The 20,764-nt window shown below is 62.9% G+C and carries 16 protein-coding genes and 1 pseudogene; 7 read left to right on the top strand and 10 right to left on the bottom strand.

Annotation, left to right across the window (positions count from 1 at the left end; all coding sequences use genetic code 11):
* Positions 1 to 23: 23 nt before the first annotated feature.
* Positions 24 to 461 carry a VOC family protein gene (locus I3J27_RS14725; protein ID WP_270170401.1) on the bottom strand — a complete coding sequence of 146 codons (438 nt, stop codon included), beginning with the start codon at positions 459 to 461 and terminating at the stop codon, positions 24 to 26.
* 187 nt (positions 462 to 648) lie between these two features.
* On the opposite strand from I3J27_RS14725, the gene I3J27_RS14720 reads away from it, so the two are divergent.
* From I3J27_RS14720 to I3J27_RS14700, 5 genes are all read left to right on the top strand, one after another.
* Entirely contained in the window at positions 649 to 1,521 is an 873-nt protein-coding gene (locus I3J27_RS14720) for an NAD(P)-dependent oxidoreductase (protein ID WP_270170399.1), read from the top strand.
* Between the two features lie 22 nt (positions 1,522 to 1,543).
* Positions 1,544 to 2,821 (top strand): sodium:proton antiporter NhaD, encoded by a 1,278-nt coding sequence (gene nhaD / locus I3J27_RS14715; RefSeq protein ID WP_270170396.1) that lies wholly within the window; start codon positions 1,544 to 1,546, stop codon positions 2,819 to 2,821.
* A gap of 136 nt (positions 2,822 to 2,957) precedes the next feature.
* On the top strand, positions 2,958 to 4,553 hold the full coding sequence (locus I3J27_RS14710) for a sensor histidine kinase (protein ID WP_270170394.1): 1,596 nt from the start codon (positions 2,958 to 2,960) through the stop codon (positions 4,551 to 4,553).
* A 44-nt stretch (positions 4,554 to 4,597) separates the two neighbouring features.
* Positions 4,598 to 4,801, top strand: coding sequence for a DUF1289 domain-containing protein (locus tag I3J27_RS14705; protein ID WP_270170392.1), 204 nt, complete (start codon positions 4,598 to 4,600; stop codon positions 4,799 to 4,801).
* Positions 4,802 to 4,829: 28 nt separating this feature from the next.
* Complete coding sequence (locus I3J27_RS14700) at positions 4,830 to 5,384, top strand: TIGR02281 family clan AA aspartic protease (protein ID WP_270170390.1); 555 nt, start codon at positions 4,830 to 4,832, stop codon at positions 5,382 to 5,384.
* A 120-nt stretch (positions 5,385 to 5,504) separates the two neighbouring features.
* Here I3J27_RS14700 and dusA read toward each other — a convergent pair whose 3' ends face one another.
* The gene (gene dusA, locus I3J27_RS14695) at positions 5,505 to 6,464 is read right to left on the bottom strand and encodes a tRNA dihydrouridine(20/20a) synthase DusA (RefSeq protein ID WP_270170388.1); all 960 of its coding nucleotides are present in this window, start codon (positions 6,462 to 6,464) and stop codon (positions 5,505 to 5,507) included.
* Between the two features lie 184 nt (positions 6,465 to 6,648).
* Between dusA and I3J27_RS14690 the strand changes: the two genes are divergently transcribed.
* Positions 6,649 to 7,746, top strand: coding sequence for an integrase (locus tag I3J27_RS14690; protein ID WP_177236914.1), 1,098 nt, complete (start codon positions 6,649 to 6,651; stop codon positions 7,744 to 7,746).
* Here the strand turns inward: I3J27_RS14690 and I3J27_RS14685 are convergent.
* Entirely contained in the window at positions 7,743 to 7,916 is a 174-nt protein-coding gene (locus tag I3J27_RS14685; protein WP_157644208.1) for a hypothetical protein, read from the bottom strand. The genes I3J27_RS14690 and I3J27_RS14685 overlap by 4 nt on opposite strands.
* 300 nt (positions 7,917 to 8,216) lie before the next feature.
* Entirely contained in the window at positions 8,217 to 8,417 is a 201-nt protein-coding gene (locus I3J27_RS14680; protein WP_270170382.1) for an MFS transporter, read from the bottom strand.
* Positions 8,418 to 8,634: 217 nt separating this feature from the next.
* Between I3J27_RS14680 and I3J27_RS14675 the strand changes: the two are divergent.
* Positions 8,635 to 9,014, top strand: a pseudogene (locus tag I3J27_RS14675) (sigma factor); the annotation flags it as partial.
* Between the two features lie 79 nt (positions 9,015 to 9,093).
* On the opposite strand, the gene scpA reads toward I3J27_RS14675, so the two are convergent.
* The 6 genes from scpA to mdeB form a co-directional block, all read right to left on the bottom strand.
* A complete protein-coding gene (gene scpA, locus I3J27_RS14670; RefSeq protein ID WP_270170379.1) occupies positions 9,094 to 11,232 on the bottom strand; it encodes a methylmalonyl-CoA mutase in 2,139 nt (712 codons plus the stop codon).
* 62 nt (positions 11,233 to 11,294) lie between these two features.
* A complete protein-coding gene (locus tag I3J27_RS14665) occupies positions 11,295 to 13,310 on the bottom strand; it encodes an acetyl-CoA carboxylase biotin carboxylase subunit (protein ID WP_270170377.1) in 2,016 nt (671 codons plus the stop codon).
* A gap of 8 nt (positions 13,311 to 13,318) precedes the next feature.
* Positions 13,319 to 14,848: an acyl-CoA carboxylase subunit beta gene (locus tag I3J27_RS14660; protein WP_270170375.1), complete on the bottom strand. Its 1,530-nt coding sequence runs from the start codon at positions 14,846 to 14,848 to the stop codon at positions 13,319 to 13,321.
* 17 nt (positions 14,849 to 14,865) lie between these two features.
* Positions 14,866 to 16,581: a dihydrolipoyl dehydrogenase gene (lpdA, locus tag I3J27_RS14655; RefSeq protein WP_270172777.1), complete on the bottom strand. Its 1,716-nt coding sequence runs from the start codon at positions 16,579 to 16,581 to the stop codon at positions 14,866 to 14,868.
* A gap of 8 nt (positions 16,582 to 16,589) precedes the next feature.
* The gene (locus I3J27_RS14650; RefSeq protein ID WP_270170373.1) at positions 16,590 to 17,870 is read right to left on the bottom strand and encodes a 2-oxo acid dehydrogenase subunit E2; all 1,281 of its coding nucleotides are present in this window, start codon (positions 17,868 to 17,870) and stop codon (positions 16,590 to 16,592) included.
* A 17-nt stretch (positions 17,871 to 17,887) separates the two neighbouring features.
* Positions 17,888 to 20,566 (bottom strand): alpha-ketoglutarate dehydrogenase, encoded by a 2,679-nt coding sequence (gene mdeB, locus I3J27_RS14645; protein ID WP_270170371.1) that lies wholly within the window; start codon positions 20,564 to 20,566, stop codon positions 17,888 to 17,890.
* Positions 20,567 to 20,764 lie beyond the last annotated feature (198 nt).

Genomic DNA, 20,764 nt, shown 5'->3' with positions numbered 1-20,764 from the left:
TTAGAGCGGAAACGCCCAAAAGGCTACTGCCTGCCGATATCGCCAGCCATCTCGGCGGGCGCGGCCCCCTGCTCCTTGGCCGCCTCGTAATTCAGCTCGATCATGACCCCGTTGGGGTCGTGGACGAAGATCTGCCAGAGGTCGCCGCCGGGCACCTGGCGGGAGTCGAACTTCATCCCCTTGGACGCCAGCCGCTGCTTCATGCCGTCGAACCCGCGGCTGACGAAGGCGACATGGTGGACAACGCCGGAATCCGGCTTTTGTGGCTCGCTGGTCGGAGAAATGTCGACGAGGTGCACCACCGGCTTGCCCTCGCTGTACATCCAGGCCCCCGGGAAGGCAAAATTCGGCCGGGCGCCTTTTTCGAGGCCCAGCACGTCCTCGTAGAAGCGGACCGTCTCGGCCAGATTCCGGGTCCGGATGTTGAAATGATCGAGCACGCCCACGCTCACGCCGCCCATGCTCTCGCTCCCTTTTTTATTGTAACTCCTTGGTCCCGCATCCTAGCACAGGAGGAGGACAAACGAAGGCGTTGCCCTCCGGCGTCAAGGGTTTATGGTGCGCCTCCAATCCGCCGCAACGGCGGAACCGGGCGCCCCCTCGCCCGGCAAGAACCGTAAAATCCAAACTACGGACAAGGTACCACACATGGCTAAAGTCGCTTTCCTCGGTCTCGGCGTCATGGGCTTCCCGATGGCCGGACACCTCGTGAAAAAAGGGGGCCATGAGGTCACCGTCTACAACCGCACCGCGGCCAAGGCGAAGGAATGGGCGGACAAGTTCGGCGGCAAGACCGCGGCGACCCCGAAGGCCGCCGCCGAAGGCCAGGATTTCGTGATGTGCTGCGTCGGCAACGACAACGATCTGCGCGCGGTCACGATCGGCCCCGATGGCGCCTTCGCCGGCGTGAAGAAGGGCGCGACCTTCGTCGACCACACCACCGCCTCCGCCGAGGTCGCGCGCGAGCTCGATGCCGCCGCAACCAAGGCCGGCTTCAAGTTCATCGACGCACCCGTGTCGGGCGGCCAGGCGGGCGCCGAGAACGGCGTGCTGACGGTGATGTGCGGCGGCACGCAGGACGCCTATTCCGGCGCCGAGCCGATCATCACCGGCGCCTATGCGCGGATGTGCAAACTGCTCGGCCCCGCCGGCTCGGGCCAGTTGACCAAAATGGTCAACCAGATTTGCATCGCCGGCCTGGTCCAGGGACTCTCCGAGGGCATCCACTTCGCCAAGAAGAGTGGCCTCGACGTCACCGCCGTGATCGAGACCATCTCAAAAGGGGCGGCGCAGTCCTGGCAGATGGAGAACCGCTACAAGACCATGAACGAGGACAAGTACGATTTCGGCTTTGCGGTCGAATGGATGCGCAAAGACCTCTCGATCTCGCTGGCCGAAGCCCGCCGCAATGGCGCCAATCTGCCGGTGACTGCGCTGGTCGACCAGTTCTACGCCGAAGTCGAGAAGATGGGCGGCAAGCGCTGGGACACGTCGAGCCTGCTCGCACGCCTCAATCGCTGACAATAAACGGACTGACCTCGCCTTGCTGATCGCGATCGCCGCCATCTTCGTCCTCGCCTATGCGGCGATCGCGCTCGAGCACCCTATCGGGGTCAACAAGAGCGCGTCCGCGCTGTTGGGTGCGGGCCTGCTCTGGACCGTCTACGCGATAGCGACCGGCGATCACACGATCGTCGGCCGCCAGCTCGATGAATCGGTCGCCTCCACCGCACAGATCGTATTCTTCCTGATCGGCGCCATGACCATCGTCGAGGTGATCGACGCCCATGACGGCTTCGAGGTCATCACCTCACGGATCAGCACGACCAGCCAGGTCCGCATGATCTGGCTGATCGGCTTCGTGACCTTCTTCCTCAGCGCGATCCTCGACAATCTGACCACCACCATCGTGATGGTCTCGCTGATCCAGCGGCTGATCGCCAGGCGCGACGACCGCCTGTTGTTCGCCTCCCTCATCGTCATCGCCGCGAATGCCGGCGGCGCCTGGACCGTGATCGGCGACGTCACCACGACCATGCTGTGGATCGGCGGGCAGATCTCGCCGTTGAAGATCATGGCTGCGACATTCCTGCCCTCGCTGGTCAATCTGCTGATACCGCTGGCGTTCATCAGCCTGGCGCTGCGCGGCAGGACCATCGCGGCCCCGTCCAAGGACGGCGGATTGCAGGGCGTCGATCCGTTCGAGCGCAACGTGATGTTCTATCTCGGGCTCGGCGTGCTGATCGCGGTGCCGGCCTTCAAGACGCTCACCCATCTGCCGCCCTTCATGGGCGTGCTGCTCGGGCTCGGCATCGTCTGGCTGGTCGGCGAGATCGTCCATCGCAACAAGGACGAGCACGTTCGCCAGCCGCTCACGCTTGCGCATGCGCTGACCCGCATCGACATGGGCTCGATCGTGTTCTTCGTCGGCATCCTGCTCGCGGTCGCCTGCCTTGAACATGCCGGCCTGCTGTCGATGCTGGCCAAATGGCTGGACGCCACCTTTGGCCGCCAGGACGTCATCGTCGTCATTCTCGGGCTGCTCAGCGCCGTCATCGACAACGTGCCGCTGGTGGCCGCGACCATGGGCATGTACGACCTCGCGCATTATCCGACCGACAGCTTCCTCTGGGAGTTCATCGCCTATTGCGCCGGCACCGGCGGCTCGATCCTGATCATCGGCTCGGCCGCCGGCGTTGCCGCCATGGGGCTCGAGCGCATCGAGTTCCTCTGGTACGCCCGCCGCATCGCAGGACCTGCGCTCGCGGGCTATCTGGCCGGCGCCGTCGTCTACATTGCGCAGCACGCCTGGCTCCACTGAGTGGAATCGCGCGGGCTGAAAATTAACGCGCGGTTAACGTAATTCTTTAGCTCCTTAAGTCACCTCTTAAGGATTTCTTGCCAGAGATAGACAATGCAGAAGGCCCGCCTCGCGCGGGCAGGAATGTTGTTGTTCGATGAGTAAACCCGCTGAAAAGCCAGAGGTCGTGCAGCTTCCGGCCGAGCCGGTCAGCGCGCCATCGGCGAGCAGCCGACGGGCTGCGGCGCAGCGGGTGCGCGAGGCGCGCGACAAGTTAACGTCGACCAGCGGAACCCGCCCGGCCTTCGACGCCGAGATGCTGCGCCAATATGCCCAGACGCGGCTGTCGGCGTCCTATGTCGTGATGCTGCTGGTGGTCGCCACCGGCATACTGTTCGGGCTGTGGATGCAGCCGATTCCGGCCGCGGCCTGGACCGCCGGCATGCTCTGCATTCACGCTGCGATGATCCGCAGTTGCCACCGCTTTTTAGCCGAGCCCGCCTCGCCCGCGGCAACGCGCGCCTGGCGGACGCGCTTCGTGGTGCTCGACCTGCTCTACGGCCTGTGCTGGATGGCGATCCTGATCCATCCCGTGCTCGACATGGTCACGGAAACGCTGATGATGTTCCTGATGCTGCTGGTGATCGCAGTATCGAGCATGCTGGCGGCGAACTTGCCGATCGCCGCCCTTGCCGCCACCGCGCCGGTTGCGGTCGCGATGGCGCTGAGCTTCGCGATGACCGGCGCGCTGGACAATTACATCCTGGCCGCGCTCGCGCTCGCGGCCGAAGGCTATTTCGTGCTGCTGGCGCATCGCCTTCACTCCTCGACCTTTGCTACGCTTGAGGCGCGCGCCGAGAAGGACGCGCTGATCGGTGAGCTCGAGCAGGCCAAGGCGATCTCGGACGAAGCGCGGCATCGTGCCGAATCCGCCAACGTCGCCAAGTCGCGCTTCCTCGCGCAGATGAGCCACGAGCTGCGCACGCCGCTGAACGCAATCCTCGGTTTCTCCGAGGTGATGAAGAGCGAGATTTTCGGCGCCCATGCCGTGCCGGTCTACAAAGAATATTCCGCCGACATCCATAATTCCGGCGTGCACCTGCTCAATCTCATCAACGAGATCCTCGATCTGTCGCGGATCGAGGCCGGCCGCTACGAACTGAACGAGGAAGCGGTGTCGCTGGTCGGCATCGTCGCCGACTGCCATCATCTGATGAAGCTGCGCGCCTCCAGCCGCGGCATCACCATCCACGAGGTGTTCGAGCAGGCCATGCCGCGGCTCTGGGCCGACGAGCGCGCCATCCGCCAGGTCGTGCTCAATCTGGTCTCCAACTCGATCAAGTTCACCCCGCAAGGCGGCGAGATCTGGCTCAAGGCCGGATGGACTGCCTCGGGCGGACAATATCTTTCGGTGCGGGATTCCGGTTCCGGCATTCCCGAGGACGAGATCCCGGTCGTGCTCGCCTCGTTCGGCCAAGGCTCCAACTCAATCAAGTCGGCCGAACAGGGCGCAGGCCTCGGCCTGCCGATCGCCAAGAACCTGATTGATCTGCATGGCGGCACGTTCACACTGAAATCGAAGCTGCGCATCGGCACCGAGGTGATCGTCACCTTCCCGCCGGAACGCGTGATGAGTGCGCTTGCGCCGATATCAGACGATTCTCCGCCGCTCCAGCCGGAGAGTTCCGCGGTCCCCGACGAGAAACGCCGGCCGCGCCACAGGCCGATCATGAGCGCAGGTACGGGCTCTTAACGACATGCTTGCAGAAATGCCCGACGATCCCCCACTATGTCCAAATGAGCAAAGAAACGCCGTGCGTCGCCGTCTGCATGATCGATCCCAGGACCAGGCTGTGCTTCGGCTGCGGCCGGACCTTGCCGGAGATCGCACGCTGGCACGCCATGGAGAGCGTGGAACGGCTGGCGGTGATGGCGCTGTTGCCGGCACGCATGGCGGACGCCGGACTGGCGCCGATCGCGGGATCGACCGAACGCGCCTGACGGGCCTGTGCGCCTGTGGAGGCGCGCAATGATCCGCTTCCTGCTCGTCCTCATCATGCTCGCCGGCACCGCCGGTGCCGTCGTCGCCTATGGCGATCCCGACCAGATTGCTCGTGCGAGCACCAAGGTCTCGCACTTGTTCCGCGGACCGGCAGTGACGCCCGCACCCGCCGTGCAGATCCAGCGCGGCCAGGGTGGCGAGTTCGCGCTGCGTGCGAAGATCAACGGCGTTGTCGCACCGATGGTGATCGATACCGGTGCGACCTCCGTGGTGCTGACCTGGGAAACCGCGAAGGCGATCGGGTTGCCTGTCGAGATGCTCGAATACAATGTCGACCTCGAAACCGCGGCCGGCCACACCAAGGCAGCCCGCCTCACGCTCGACCGTCTCTCCGTCGGCCACCTCGTCGAGAAGTCGGTGCCGGCGCTCGTCATGCAGCGCGGGCAGATGAAAACCAATCTGCTCGGCATGAGCTTCCTCGACCGCCTGGAAAGCTGGGGCGTGCGCGCCGACAAACTGATGCTCACGGGTTATCCGGAGCTCCAGAGCAGCCACCGCCGTTCGCGCACGGCGGTCGATTAAGCGCAAGACGCCGCCAAATTCCACACTTTCCGCGTCGGCGTGAACTATCATTTCGATCTGTTCCGCTGAGACAGATCGACGAAGAGCCGGATTTCACGATCCGGCTCTTCGTAATGGCGATTAGGCGGCCACTTCCGCCGGAGCGCGCGCACCGACACGCGCGATGGCATCGCGCAGCACCTCCACGCCCGCGCCCGGCTTCACCCCCTGCTCGGCAAGATGGCGGCGGAAGGCACGTGCGCCGGGCACGGCGTGGAATGCGCCGACGAAATGCCGCGTGATGGCGTGCAGCCGCGTGCCCCGCGCGAGCTGCTCCTCGATATACGGCATCATCGCCTCAAACGCGTCCTGCATGGTCGCATGCGGCGCCGCCTCGCCGAAGATGTCCTGATCGACACCGAGTAGCCGCCACGGCTCCTGATAGGCGGCGCGGCCGAGCATCACGCCGTCAACTTGCTCAAGATGCGCTTTCGCCTCGCCGATGCCGGGGATGCCGCCATTGATGATGACGGGCACGTCAGGCATCGCGCGCTTGAGGCGGTAGACGCGATCGTAGTCGAGCGGCGGGATGTCGCGGTTCTCCTTCGGCGACAGACCGTTGAGCCAGGCTTTCCGGGCATGCACGATCAGCGCATCGCAGCCGGACGCGACCACTGCACGTGCGATCGTGTCGAGCGCGGCTTCCGGATCCTGGTCATCGATGCCTATGCGGCATTTCACCGTGACGGGAACGGCGACCGCGCCCTTCATCGCCTCGACGCACCGCGCCACCAGTTCCGGCTCCGCCATCAGGCAAGCACCGAAGCGGCCATCCTTCACGCGGTCGGACGGGCAGCCGACATTGAGATTGATCTCGTCATAGCCGAACGCCTCGCCGATCCGCGCGGCCTGCGCGAGCTCGCGCGGATCCGACCCGCCAAGCTGAAGCGCAACCTTGTGCTCGACCGCGTCGAACCCAAGCAGCCGCTCCCGGTCGCCATGAATGATGACGCCAGTGGTCAGCATCTCCGTGTAGAGCAGCGCCCGTCGCGTCAGGTGACGATGGAACACCCGGCAATGCCGGTCGGTCCAATCCATCATGGGTGCCACGGAAAAGCGATAGCCTTGATATTCCAATTACTTACCCTATCATTTCAACGGACTAGAACAGGAACAAGTGCACACGTGTGCACTCCAAACTAGCCAAAATTGCACACGTTTGTACCGCATTTGATCTCCCGGTGCACACGTAGCGCACACGAAATCGGGGTGGAGTGCACACGCAATGCCGACGTTTACAAAACTCAGATCGGGAAGCTGGCGCGTTCAGGTCAGGAGGAAAAACGAGTACATCGCAAACACGTTCGTGCGACGGCGCGATGCTGAAGAATGGGCGCTTGATGTGGAGCGCTCTATCGATCGCGGCACCCCAATTCGACGTTCCCGGCCTTTTGAGCAGCCTCGAATTTTTTCCGATTTGATCACCCTGCATCTCGACGATCTTGCCCAAGTCGGCAAGCCCGTACGACGATCCAAGTCGATGGTGCTCAAGGCCCTCAAGATCTCGCTTGGACGAACAAACCTCAAAGAGCTGACCAGGGAGAGATTGATTGAGTTCGGGCGAAAGCGAGCTGCTCAAGGCGCTGGACCGGCGACCCTTGCGATCGATTTCTCATTCATCCGAACGATCCTACTTCACGCTGCCGCAGTCCACGGCATTAACGTTTCAGTCGAGAACGTACAGCTGGCCAGAGCTGCGCTAAAGCACCTGGATCTCGTCGGAAAGTCAAACGAGAGAGATCGGCGCCCTAGCCAAGATGAACTCGATCGACTGATCGGATACACCGAATCTAACGCCCAACAGTATCTACCACTCGGTAGAATTGTTCGCTTTGCTGTGGCGACGGCAATGCGCCAAGCTGAGATCTGCCGCATCGAGTGGACTGATGTCGACATGTCAAAGCGAACCGTCACTATTCGCGACCGCAAAGATCCTCGACGCAAAGACGGAAACCACCAAGTGGTTCCTCTCCTCAATTCGACCGGGTACGATGCCTGGCAGCTTATGCTCGAGCAGCGGATTCTCACGCGCGGCCTCGGACGCGTTTTTCCATACCACTCGAAGTCGGTAGGAGCTGCCTTCCGCAGGTCATGCAACGCTATCGATATAGATGACCTATGCTTTCACGATTTGCGCCATGAAGGAACAAGTAGACTCTTCGAAGCGGGCTTTTCGATACAGCAGGTTGCGATGGTGACAGGCCATAAAGACTGGCGAATGTTGCGCCGATATACAAATCTCAAGCCCGAAGATCTGCACAAGATGCAGAAAGCTGCACAGCCATCAATGGAGCAATTCCTAGCCACCCTGGTCGCCAGCTAGAGCGCGACCTTCGTCAAATTTGAACCTGCTCGCTGAATATGTAACTGCAAGGGATCGTCCTGCCTGCTTTGGCCTTGAGAGCGGACTTCGGCGGGTAACTGCATCACGTCAGCCTTGCGCCATGAGCTGACTTGCGACAGGTGGTGGCTGTCGGCGGAACGCAGACTCATGATGGGCTTTCCGGCCCGCTGTGAGTCCGTCTTGGCAATACACGGCGCGTAGGCGAGAAGCCGTAACACTCAACCCGCCAAAAATGACCCACTTAAAAAATGACGGGTTTCAGATCGGACCCCATAAGGCTCCCCGAAGCCAACTCTGGCCAAATCCGGTCCTTCGGCTTCTGATCGCCGCAGGGGAATGAGCCCGCTTAATCGCGCATCCGAAGATCGGTGGCGATGAAATGCGTAATGGTTGGAGCGGCTGATGCGCTGACGCCGCCGATCGCATCCTGGATGCACGGTCAGCGTTTGTCACGCGATGGGCTGCCTCAGGTGCTCGAGCCACGAGGCGACCTTGAAAGCCTCCAGGTAGCGGCCGTTCACAGCCGCGTCCTCGAAGAGATCCCACGCGTAAGCGCCGTCGCGCCGTCGTTTCTGCTCCAAGCCGGCGATCGCCTGCAGAAACGCTTCTCGTTTTGCCGGATCAATCCGGTATCCCACACCGGACGACAAAGCGCCCTTTCCGATTGCCCGTTATTCGGGCGGCTAATGAGCCGAGCAGCGGCTCGAAGGCCCTTGCAAGCGGGCGCGCTGTTCTATTTGCCAGCGGGGCGGATCTCGTACGACGTCGTCGCCGCTGATGGCAGCGTCGCAGTGCGATGGCTATGTTTCCAATGTACCAGGCCGAGGCTATTGCTCCCTCCCCGACGGATGAGCGGAGCGCAGGCGCCTGACACGCCTGGCCTATCGGATGATGGGCTCGCTCGCCGAGGCGGAGGAGGTCGTTCAGGACGCATGGCTGCGGTGGGTCGGGGTGGAGGATGACGTCGATTCGCCTCCCGCCCATCTAACCCGCATCGTCACACGCCTGTGCCCTGACGACGCCGCGCCGCGCGGGCGCGCCGGGAAGCCTACCTGGGACCCTGGCTGCCAGATCCTCTCATGGGTTCCATGGAGCCAGACGAGACCGTCGCCGACGACGTCACGGTCACGTTGATGCTGGCCCTCGAGTGTCTGTCCCCTCTGGAGCGGGCCGCTTTTCTTCTCCATGACGTCTTCGACGTGCCGCTAACCGAAGTGGCCATCACCCCCGCGGGCCAGCCGTACGCTCGCGGCGCGCGCTAGTGCTTGGATGAATAGAACGCACCCTGATCGAAGCCCGTGCAACTTCAAAGCGGCCGGGCCTCGATCAGCGATTTCTTCGCCGTCCCTCGATAAGATCGAGAACTGCCATAGCGGCCTCAAGTACGTTGGTACCAGGTCCAAACACGGCTGCCACTCCGCTCCGAAACAATTCCTCGTAGTCCTGCCGTGGCACGACGCCCCCGCAAACAACAATGATGCCGCCAGCGCCAGCCAGCTTCAACTCCCTGACAACCTGAGGAACGAGCGTCCTGTGACCGGCCGCGAGCGACGAGACCCCCAGAACATGTACCTTTGCCTGAACGGCCATCGCGGCAGCTTCGGCTGGCGTCTGAAACAAAGGACCGGCAACAACATCGAACCCCATATCGCCGAATGCCGACGCAATAACCTTCGCACCTCGATCATGACCATCTTGTCCCAGCTTGGCGACCATAATCTTTGGCCTCACGCCAATCGCTTGTGACACTTCGTCGAGCCGCGAGACAAGATTGGTGAACTCGGCATCGTTTCCATAAGCAGGGCCATAGACACTCGAAACAACATCGGGTATCGCCTGGTGATCTCCAAAAGCCTGCCGCATTGCATCAGACATTTCGCCGACGGTTGCTCGAGACCTAGCGGCCTCAATCGCGGCTTCCAGCAGATTTCCCTCACCTGATTGCGCGACCCGGGTCAGTCGAGCTAACGCACTGGAGACGCTCTTAGAATCTCTCGACCGTTTGATATCGGTCAGGCGGCGAATTTGCGAAGCGCGCACAGTCGAATTGTCGATCTCCAGAATGTCGATTGGCTCCTCTTGTTCAAGCCGAAACCGATTAACTCCGACGATAACCTGATCGCCGCGATCGATCGCGGCCTGCTTGCGCGTCGCCGATTCTTCGATCAATCGCTTAGGCCACCCTGTCGCGATCGCGTTCGCCATCCCTCCCCGCTCTTCGACCTCCTCCATGAGTTGCCAGGCAGCCTTGACGAGATCGTCCGTCAGGCGCTCGACATAGTAGGATCCCGCGAGGGGATCGACGACGTCGGCGACGCCCGTCTCATGCTGAAGGATCAGCTGGGTGTTCCGGGCAATCCGAGCCGAAAACTCAGTAGGCAATGCGATGGCTTCGTCGAACGAATTTGTGTGCAGCGATTGCGTGCCGCCCAGAACGGCGGCTAAGGCCTCATAAGCGGTCCGCACGATATTGTTATACGGATCATGCTCCTGGAGCGACACTCCCGACGTCTGACAGTGCGTACGAAGCACTAAGGACAACTGCATTTTAGGGTTGAATTCCGCCATAACACGCGACCAGATAAGCCGAGCAGCGCGCAACTTCGCCGCCTCCATGAAGAAATTCATTCCGATAGCGAAGAAGAATGAAAGCCGCCCTGCGAAGTCATCGATGTTAAGGCCCTTGGCAAGAGCAGACCGGACGTATTCACGTCCATCAGCGAGCGTAAAGGCCAACTCCTGGACGAGCGTCGCCCCCGCCTCTTGCATATGGTAGCCTGAAATCGAGATGGAGTTGAAGCGCGGCATGTTCTGCGCGGTGAACGCTATAATGTCAGCAACAATGCGCATCGATGGTTCCGGCGGATAAATGTATGTATTGCGGACCATGAACTCCTTCAGAATGTCATTTTGGACAGTTCCCGAGAGAGCTTCGCGCGGAATTCCCTGCTCTTCACCGGCGACAATGAAGGTTGCGAGAATGGGGATTATCGCTCCGTTCATGGTCATCGACACCGACGTTTCCCCGAGGGGAATGCCGTCAAAGAGGATCTTCATGTCTTCGACTGAGTCGATGGCAACGCCCGCCTTCCCGACATCACCTAGGACGCGAGGATGATCAGAATCATAGCCGCGGTGGGTCGCCAAGTCGAATGCAACCGACAAGCCCTTCTGTCCTGAGGAAAGGGCCGAACGATAGAATGCGTTTGACGCCTCTGCAGTCGAGAATCCCGCATACTGGCGGATTGTCCACGGTCTGCCAGTATACATCGTCGCCTTAGGACCACGAACGAACGGCGACATGCCAGGTAACGTGTCCAGATGGTCGATCCCATCTAAATCAGAAGCCGTATAGATCGGCTTGACTTCAATGCCCTCCGGAACCTTACGCACAAGCGCGATGGGATCGCCTTTTAGTTCCTTCTCGGCAATCCTCTTCCATTCATCTGGAAATGACATCGACATTCCTTATCTCGCACCGGTTACCGACCTAATTGTCAACCACGCATCGCGGCTACATGGCCTGCTTACGCAAATTCCAAGATCAGCGCGTCCACCGCCAGAGTCGCACCGGCGCTGGCGTGAACCTTCTTCACCGTGCCGTCCTGCTCGGCACGGAGCACGTTCTGCATCTTCATGGCCTCGACCACGGCCAGCGTCTCGCCGGCCTTGACCTCCTGCCCTTCGGTCACCGCGATCGAGACCACGAGGCCGGGCATCGGACACAGCAGCTTCTTGCCGGTGTCGGAGGCCGTCGTCACCGGCATCAGCCGTGCCGAGGCCGCCTCTGCCTCGGTCCAGACATAGACCGGCACCTCGACGCCCTGATGCGCGAGGCGGATGCCGTTGGCAATGGGCCGCGCCTGCACCGCGATGAAATGGCCATCGATGGTGCCCTGCCAGACCGGATCGCCCGGCTTCCATGGCGACTGCAACAGATGCGCATTGCCGGTCTTGCCGTCGGCATCAACGAAGCGGATCGTGATCGCCTCGCCCTCGCGGGCGACCTCGAGCGGGATCTCCTGACGGTCGAGCCAGACCGCGCGGCGGCGCTCGCGCTGCACGACGCGGCCGCCCATCTGCCCCGAGATCTGGCGCTTGCGCTCGCCCAGCACGTGGTCGATGGCGGCGCCGACCGCGGCAATGCGCCGGGCGACCTCACCTTCCGGCACGCGCACCGCAAAGCCCTTGGGGAATTCCTCGGCGATGAAGCCGGTCGAGAGCCGGCCCTCGCGCCAGCGCGGATGATGCATCAGCGCCGACAGGAACGGGATGTTGTGACGGATGCCGTCGACGTAGAACGAGTCCAGCGCGGTCGCCTGCGCCTCGATCGCGGCGGCGCGCGAGGGCGCGTGCGTGACGAGTTTGGCGATCATCGGATCGTAATGGATCGAGATCTCGCCGCCCTCCTGGACGCCGGTATCGTTGCGGATGGTGATGCCGTCGTGGCTCACTTCCGCCGGCGGGCGATACTTCACGAGCCGCCCGATCGAGGGCAGGAAGTTGCGGAACGGGTCTTCGGCGTAGAGGCGCGATTCCACCGCCCAGCCCGTCAGCGTGACGTCCTTCTGCGCGATGCCGAGCTTCTCGCCGGCGGCAACGCGGATCATCTGCTCGACGAGGTCGATGCCGGTGACGAGCTCGGTGACGGGATGTTCGACCTGGAGACGTGTGTTCATCTCCAGGAAGTAGAAGCTCTTGTCCTGCCCCGCGACGAACTCAACGGTGCCGGCGGAGTCGTAATTCACGGCCTTGGCCAGCGCGACGGCCTGCTCGCCCATCTTGCGGCGGGTGGCCTCGTCGAGCAGCGGCGACGGCGCCTCCTCGATGACCTTCTGGTTGCGGCGCTGGATCGAGCATTCGCGCTCGCCGAGATAGATCACGTTGCCGTGCTTGTCGCCCAGCACCTGAATCTCGATGTGACGGGGATCGACGATGAACTTCTCGACGAAGACGCGGTCGTCGCCGAACGAGGCTTTCGCCTCGGCCTTGGCGAGGTTGAAACCTTCGGCGACCTCGGCGGTCGAATGCGCGATGCGCATGCCCTTGCCGCCGCCGCCGGCGGAAGCCTTGATCATCACGGGATAGCCGATCTCGTCGGCGATCTTGACCGCGTGCTTGTCGTCCTCGATGACGCCGAGATAGCCCGGCACGGTCGAGACCTTGGCCTTGGCGGCCGCCTTCTTCGATTCGATCTTGTCGCCCATCGCCGCGATCGCGCCGGGGTTCGGGCCGATGAACACGATGCCGGCCGCCTCCAGCGCGCGCGGAAACGCCTCGCGCTCGGACAGGAAGCCGTAGCCGGGATGCACGGCCTCAGCGCCCGTCTTACGGCAGGCCTCGACGATCTTCTCGATCACCAGATAGCTCTCGGCCGCAGCGGGCGGGCCGATCAGCACAGCCTCATCGGCCATCTCGACATGGAGGGCATCGCGGTCGGCCTCGGAATAGACCGCAACCGTCTGAATTCCCATCTTGCGGGCAGTCTTGATGACCCGGCAGGCGATTTCGCCGCGATTGGCGATCAGAATGCGTTTGAACACTGCTCTTCTCACAACGGCATGTTGTCGTGCTTCTTCGCCGGCGCTTCCATTTTCTTGTCCTTCAGCATCGCTAGCGCCCTTGCGATCCGCTTCCGCGTCGAATGGGGCATGATGACGTCGTCGATGTAGCCGCGCTCGGCCGCGATGAACGGCGAGAGGAAGCGGTCTTCGTATTCCTTGGTTCGCGCGGCGATCTTGTCGGGATCGCCGATGTCGGAGCGGAAGATGATCTCCACCGCGCCCTTGGCGCCCATCACCGCGATCTGGGCGGTCGGCCAGGCATAGTTCATGTCGGCGCCGATCTCCTTGGAGGCCATGACGTCGAAGGCGCCGCCATAGGCCTTGCGGGTGATGATGGTGACCAGCGTCACGGTGCACTGCGAGTAGGCGAACAGGAGTTTCGCGCCGTGCTTGATCAGGCCGCCATATTCCTGCGCGGTGCCCGGCAGGAAGCCCGGCACGTCCACGAAGGTGACGATCGGGATGTTGAAGGCATCGCAGAAGCGCACGAAGCGCGCCGCTTTGCGCGAAGCGTCTGAATCGAGCACGCCGGCCAGCATCATCGGCTGGTTGGCGACGAAGCCGACGGTGCGCCCGGCGATACGGCCGAAGCCGGTCACGATGTTCTTGGCGAACATGTCGGCGATCTCGAAGAAGTCGCCCTCGTCCACGACCTTCAGGATCAGCTCCTTCATGTCGTAGGGCTTGTTCGGATTGTCGGGGATCAGCGTGTCCAGGGACATGTCGACCCGGCCGATGTCGTCGAAGCTCGGCCATTCCGGCACGCCGTCGGTATTGTTGGACGGCAGGAAGTCGATCAGGCGCCGCATCTGCAGCAGCGTCTCGACGTCGTTCTCGAAGGCGCCGTCGGCGATCGAGGAGCGCGTGGCGTGCACCGAGGCGCCGCCGAGCTCTTCCGCCGTCACCACCTCGCTGGTCACGGTTTTCACCACGTCGGGGCCGGTGACGAACATGTAGCTGGTGTTCTTCACCATGAAGATGAAGTCGGTCATCGCGGGCGAATAGACGTCGCCACCAGCGCAGGGGCCCATGATGACGGAGATCTGCGGGATCACGCCGGAGGCCAGCACGTTGCGACGGAACACGTAGGAGTAGCCGGCGAGCGCGGCGACGCCCTCCTGGATGCGTGCGCCGCCGGCGTCGTACAGGCCGATGATCGGCGCCCGCGCCTTCAGCGCCATGTCCTGGATCTTGGTGATCTTGGCCGCGTGGGTCTCGGACAGCGAGCCGCCGAACACGGTGAAATCCTTGGCGAACACGAACACCTTGCGGCCGTTGACGGTGCCCCAGCCGGTGACCACGCCGTCTCCCGGAATTTTCGTGGTCTCCATCCCGAATTCGGTCGAGCGGTGCTGGACGAACATGTCCATCTCCTCGAACGAATGCTTATCGAGCAGCAGGTCGATCCGCTCCCGCGCGGTGAGGCGGCCGCGCGCATGCTGCGCGTCGATGCGCTTCTCGCCGCCGCCGAGTTTGGCACCGGCGCGACGTTGTTCAAGGGCTTCGATAACGGACATCGATTGGGCCAACTGATCTACCGGTTTCTGGCGATTGGAGGCAGGTCGGTGCAAATGCCTTCATAGACTTCGGCAGCCATGCCGATCGTCTCGCCGAGGGTCGGATGCGGGTGAATGGTCTTGCTGATATCGATCGCGTCAGCCCCCATTTCGATCGCGAGACAGATTTCCCCGATCATATCGCCGGCATGCGGTCCGACGATCACGCCCCCGACGATGCGACCGGTTTCGACGTCGAACAACAGCTTCGTCATGCCATAGGACGCGCCCGACGCGATAGCCCGGCCAGACGCGGCCCATGGGAATTTTGCCGAACGGATCTTCCCTCCGGATTCGGCGACATCACGCTCGGACTTGCCGACCCAGGCGATCTCAGGATCGGTGTAGGCAACATTGGGGACGATCTTCGCCGTAAAGGCCGCCGGCTTCCCGGCAGCTACTTCCGCGGCAACGTGCCCCTCGTGAACGGCCTTGTGGGCCAACATCGAACCACCGACGACGTCGCCGATGGCGAAGACGTTGCGCGCCGTCGTTCTCATCTGATCGTCGACCTGAATGAAGCCGTTCGGATCGATTGCAACGTCGATCCGCTCGAGACCGAGTTCGCCGCTGTTAGGAACGCGGCCTGCAGATTGCAGCACTAGATCGTAGGATCGTGTCTCAACTGACGCGACCGTGATACCAACCGTCACGCCGTCGGGCGTCACCGCGGCAGTTAATACGCTGCTTTCAAGGTAAATATGCGCGAATCGATGCGCGTTGCGCGAACGCCAGATCTTCACCGCATCCGCATCCACGCCCGCCAGGATATCGGGAAGCCTTTCGACAAGATCGATCTTGGCGCCGAGCGCGCTGTAGACGGTCGCCATCTCCAGCCCGATGATCCCCGCTCCGATCACGAGCATGCGGCCCGGAATGCTTCGCAGCGCGAGCGCGCCGGTCGAGGTCACGACCCGCTCGTCCTTGGGAAGCACCGTCAACTGCACCGCGCGCGAGCCCGTCGCGATGATACAATGTCCGAAATCGATCTGCTGCGAGCTTGCCCCCTCGCCGGCAATCTCGAGCCGCGTGGCGGAGGCGAATTTCGCGGTGCCGTGGATCACCGTGACGCGGCGCGCCGCCGCCATCTGGCGCAACCCATCCGTCAGCTTCGTGACGGTGCCGTCCTTGAAGGCGCGCAGCGCTTGCAGATCGATCTGCGGCGCGCCGAAGCGAATGCCCAGGTCGGCGATCCGCTCGGCTTCCTCTTTGACGGCCGCAACATGAAGCAGCGCCTTCGACGGGATACATCCGACGTTCAGGCAAACTCCGCCCAAGGTGCCGTAGCGTTCGACGATCGCGGTCCGCAGTCCAAGGTCTGCGGCGCGATAAGCTGCTGAATAGCCGCCGGGCCCCCCTCCGATCACCACGAGGTCGTAGCGCGTGGGGTCGATTGGGTGCGGGCCAGCATAGGACTGTTCCGGCGAGATCGTCTCGGCTTGCGCGCCGCCCCCGTCGGACGCCGACGCCGTGCCGATCATGGAACCTTGAGATACCTTGTCTCCAACGCGCAACGAAATGCTCGTGATCACCCCTGCGATCGGTGACGGAATCTCCAGCGTCGCCTTGTCGGATTCGACGGTGATCAAAGCCTGCTCTCGCGCGACGACGTCGCCCGCCCTGACGTGGACCTCGACGACTTCGACGTCTCGGAAATCCCCGATGTCGGGGACCCGGATCTCCTCTGTCCGCATCTGCGTCCTCACAATGCGAAGCGCCGCAGATCGGTCAGCACCGACGCGACGAATCCCAGGAACCGGGCCCCGGCCACGCCGTCGACGACCCGGTGATCCCACGACAGACTCATCGGAAGGATGAGTCGCGGTTCAAACTCGCGGCCGTTCCAGACTGCCTCGGTGGCGGCACGACCAGCTCCGAGGATTGCCACCTCGGGCGCATTGATGATGGGCGTAAATCCCTGACCGCCGACGCCTCCCAGAGACGACACCGAGAAACAGCCGCCCTGCATGTCGCCCGACGCGAGCTGCCCCGCGAGCGCCTTGTCGGCGAGCGAGCGCATCTCCGCGGCGATCTGCCGAAGGCCCTTCTTATCGCAGTCCCGGATCACCGGCACGACCAGACCTTTCGGCGTGTCGACGGCGAAGCCGATGTGGACGTAGTGCTTGAGGATCAGCTCATCGCCATCGAGCGAAGAATTGAAGCGCGGGTATTTCTGCAGCGCCAAGGCCGCGGCCTTGATCAGCAGCGACACCATAGTGAGCTTCGCCGTGTCCTTCGCGGCCTCGGCGTTGGCGAGCTGACGAAAGGCTTCGGCGTCGTTCACATCCGCTTTGTCGAAATTCGTCACATGGGGAATGACGCTCCAGTTGCGCGAGAGGTTCGCGCCGGTCAGCTTCTGGATTCGCGTCAGCGGCAGGCGCTCGACCGCGCCGTACCTCTCGAAATCCACTTTGGGCCAATCGACCGGCGCGTCGGGCGCAGGGGCCATCGCCGATCCCGACTGCGCCAGTCTGTTGACGAAGGCCGCCACATCCTCGCGCAGAATCCGGCCCTTGGGGCCGGTGGGCACGACAGAGTCCAGCGCCACGCCGAGCTCACGCGCCAAAGCGCGGACCGACGGCGACGCATGCGCAGCCCCGCTGGGCTGCGGCTGCTGTGCCCGTGCTCGCGAACCATCGACTGGAGTGGCGGGCGCCGGCTGCGACAGCGCCTCCTGCTGCGAGAACCGTTGCTCCACCTGTTGCGCCGACGCAGCCGCGGACGGAGGCGCGGTGGATTGACCGCGACCTTCGAGGATCATCAGAACCGAACCTTGAGAAACCCGCGTCCCGACGTCGATCATCAGTTTGGCCACCGTGCCTGCGGCCGGGGACGGCACCTCCATCGTCGCCTTGTCGGACTCGATCGACAGCAACGGCATGTCGATCGTGACCTCGTCGCCGACCGACACATTGATTTCGACGACCGGAACATCCTTGTAGTCCCCGATATCCGGCAGAACGACTTCAAGTGAATGAGACATGCGCGCTCCGCCCTCTGTCAGCGAGACCAAGGCGGTGCAACGCCGGTCGGCAATTCGTAGCTGGCGACAGCCTTGGCGACCTGCTCACGCGCCACTTCACCCGATTTTGCCAGCGCCGACAGCGCCGCAACGACGATCTGCTTGCGATCGACCTCAAAGAAGGACCTCAGCGCGGCGCGTGTATCGCTGCGCCCGAAGCCGTCGGTGCCCAGCACCGTATAGGGCGCCTCGATGTAAGAACCGATCAGTTGCGGATACGCCCGGACATAATCCGATGCCGCGACGATCGGCACCTTGCCGCCGAGGCATTGTACGACGTGGCTCTCGACCGGGGTCGACAGCGGCGAAAGCCGATTAGTTCGCTCCACATCGCGCGCCTCCCGCGCCAACTCGGAAAAGCTCGTTGCCGACCAGACGTCACAGGCCACTTTCCATTCGCTTTGCAGCATCGCTGCGGCGGCGAGCGCCTCCGGGAGAATGGCGCCCGAGCCGACCAGCCTGATCTTCGCCGGCCCGTCAGCGCTCGGCAGAACCCGATAGAGACCCTTGATGATGCCGTCGCGTGCATCGTCGGGCATCGAGGGCTGCGCATAGTTCTCGTTCATCGCCGTGAGGTAATAGAACTCGTCGTTGCCCTGCTCGAGCATCGACCGCATGCCGTGATCGACGATGACGGCCACCTCGTAGGGGAATGCCGGATCGTAGGCCCGGCAGTTCGGAACGGTCGCCGCCATCAGATGGCTGGACCCGTCCTGATGCTGCAAGCCTTCGCCGCCGAGCGTCGTCCGGCCGGCCGTCGCCCCGATCAAAAAGCCACGCGCGCGCTGGTCCGCCGCCGCCCAGATCAGATCGCCGACCCGCTGAAAGCCGAACATCGAATAATAGATATAGAACGGCAGCAACGGGAAGTTATGGATGCTATAGGAGGTCGCCGCCGCGGTCCATGACGAAATCGCCCCCGCCTCGGTGATCCCCTCCTCCAGCAATTGACCGTCGATCGCTTCCTTGTAGTACAGCATCGAGCCGGCATCTTCCGGCTCGTAGAGCTGCCCCGCCGGCGAGTAGATGCCGACCTGCCTGAATAGGTTCGCCATTCCGAAGGTGCGGGCTTCGTCGGCGACGATCGGAACGATGCGCGGGCCGAGCGTCTTGTCCTTGAGCAAATTGGTGAACAGCCGCACGATCGCCATGGTGGTCGACGTCGCCTTGCCGTCGCCGCGCAACGCGAACTCCGCGTAGGATTGCAGCGGCGGCACCGGCAGCGCCGCCGAAGCGCGTCGCCTCACCGGCATGTAGCCGCCGAGCGCCGCGCGACGGGCGCGCAGATACTGAATTTCCGCGCTGTCTTCCGCAGGCGTGAAGAACTCCAGATTCTCGACCTGCTCGTTGCTGAGCGGCAGAGCGAACCGGTCGCGGAACGCATACAGCGCGTCGACGTCGAGCTTCTTGGCCTGGTGCGACGTCATGCGCGACTCGCCGGCGCCGCCCATGCCGTAGCCCTTCTTGGTCTTCGCCAGAATGACGGTCGGCCGACCCTTCATGTCCTTAGCGGCAGCAAAGGCCGCGAACAGCTTCTTGGAGTCGTGGCCACCGCGCTTCAGGCCGTCGATATCCACGTCCGACATGTGCGCAACCAGCGCCCGGACCTCGGGGTCCTCGCTGAAGAAGTTGGTGAGGTTGTAGGCCCCATCCTTGGCGCCGAGCGTCTGATATTTGCCATCGACGGTGTCGGCGAATTTGCGCAGCAGCGCATGCTTGCTATCGCGCGCGAAGATATCGTCCCAGTCCGATCCCCACAGCACCTTGATGACGTTCCAGCCGGCGCCCTGGAAAAGTGATTCGAGTTCCTGAATCACCTGCCCGTTGCCGCGGACCGGCCCATCCAGGCGCTGCAGGTTGCAATTGACGACGAAGGTGAGGTTGTCGAGATTTTCCCGCGCCGCCAGGGCGAGCCCGGCGATCGATTCAGGCTCGTCCATCTCGCCGTCGCCGAACACACCCCAGACGTGGCGACCAGCCGTCTGCACCAGGCCGCGATGCTGCAGATACTTCATGAACCGCGCCTGGTAGATCGCGCTGATCGGGCCGAGGCCCATCGATGCCGACGGCACCTGCCAAAACTCCGGCATCAGCCAGGGATGCGGATAGGACGACAGACCGGGGCCGCTCAGTTCCTGGCGATACAGCTTCAGATTTTCGTCCGACAGTCGGCCTTCGAGATACGCTCGTGCATAGACTCCGGGGGACGAATGCGGCTGGAAATATACCAAGTCGCCCTCCGACTCGGAGCTTGACGCGCGAAAGAAATGATTGAAACCGACTTCGAAAATCTCCGCGGCCGAGGCGTAGCTGGCGACGTGCCCGCCGAGCTCCCCATAGGCCTTGTTGGCACGGACCACCATCGCGAGCGCGTTCCAGCGAATGATCGCCGTCAGGCGGGTCTCGATCGCGATGTCGCCGGGGTAGGGCTTCTGCTGCTCGAGCGGAATAGAATTGCGATAGGGCGAAAACGGCGGAGAGTCCGGCAGAACGCCGAGCTCCTTCGCGCGCCGATCGAGCGCAGCCAGGATGTATCGCACGCGCTCGGCACCGGCGCTGTGGTGGAGCGATCCAAGCGAGGCGAGCCAATCGGCGGTTTCGACCGCATCCTGATCGGCGTTGACGGCCTTGCGTGGCGGATCGATGTGTGCAGTCATGCGTCGGGCTCCGAGAAAGCCCGCACTTGGTAGCATCGGGTACTATGGCACGTGCTGCTGAATACGGCCGCGTTCCGACGGATTGCCCGGCTCCGGCGGGACGCCGAGGCTCGCATCGCAGCATTCTCTGCTGTTGGTTTAATCAGGCGAGTGATCGAGCCGTCGGCCGCCTGACGGGTGCTCCCGTTTGGTCACGGC

The organism is Bradyrhizobium xenonodulans, assembly GCF_027594865.1.
GTDB classification, from domain to species: Bacteria; Pseudomonadota; Alphaproteobacteria; order Rhizobiales; family Xanthobacteraceae; genus Bradyrhizobium; species Bradyrhizobium xenonodulans.
This window is presented reverse-complemented; position numbering and strand designations above follow the sequence as displayed.

Coding starts and splice junctions, on each gene's coding strand:
- lpdA (WP_270172777.1), bottom strand. CDS start 16,581: ATGCGGACAGAGGAGATCCGGGTCCCCGACATCGGGGATTTCCGAGAC.
- I3J27_RS14710 (WP_270170394.1), top strand. CDS start 2,958: ATGAGTAAACCCGCTGAAAAGCCAGAGGTCGTGCAGCTTCCGGCCGAG.
- I3J27_RS14725 (WP_270170401.1), bottom strand. CDS start 461: ATGGGCGGCGTGAGCGTGGGCGTGCTCGATCATTTCAACATCCGGACC.
- dusA (WP_270170388.1), bottom strand. CDS start 6,464: ATGATGGATTGGACCGACCGGCATTGCCGGGTGTTCCATCGTCACCTG.
- I3J27_RS14720 (WP_270170399.1), top strand. CDS start 649: ATGGCTAAAGTCGCTTTCCTCGGTCTCGGCGTCATGGGCTTCCCGATG.
- scpA (WP_270170379.1), bottom strand. CDS start 11,232: ATGTCGATGTCATTTCCAGATGAATGGAAGAGGATTGCCGAGAAGGAA.
- I3J27_RS14690 (WP_177236914.1), top strand. CDS start 6,649: ATGCCGACGTTTACAAAACTCAGATCGGGAAGCTGGCGCGTTCAGGTC.
- mdeB (WP_270170371.1), bottom strand. CDS start 20,566: ATGACTGCACACATCGATCCGCCACGCAAGGCCGTCAACGCCGATCAG.
- I3J27_RS14650 (WP_270170373.1), bottom strand. CDS start 17,870: ATGTCTCATTCACTTGAAGTCGTTCTGCCGGATATCGGGGACTACAAG.
- I3J27_RS14705 (WP_270170392.1), top strand. CDS start 4,598: ATGAGCAAAGAAACGCCGTGCGTCGCCGTCTGCATGATCGATCCCAGG.
- I3J27_RS14685 (WP_157644208.1), bottom strand. CDS start 7,916: ATGAGTCTGCGTTCCGCCGACAGCCACCACCTGTCGCAAGTCAGCTCA.
- I3J27_RS14700 (WP_270170390.1), top strand. CDS start 4,830: ATGATCCGCTTCCTGCTCGTCCTCATCATGCTCGCCGGCACCGCCGGT.
- I3J27_RS14660 (WP_270170375.1), bottom strand. CDS start 14,848: ATGTCCGTTATCGAAGCCCTTGAACAACGTCGCGCCGGTGCCAAACTC.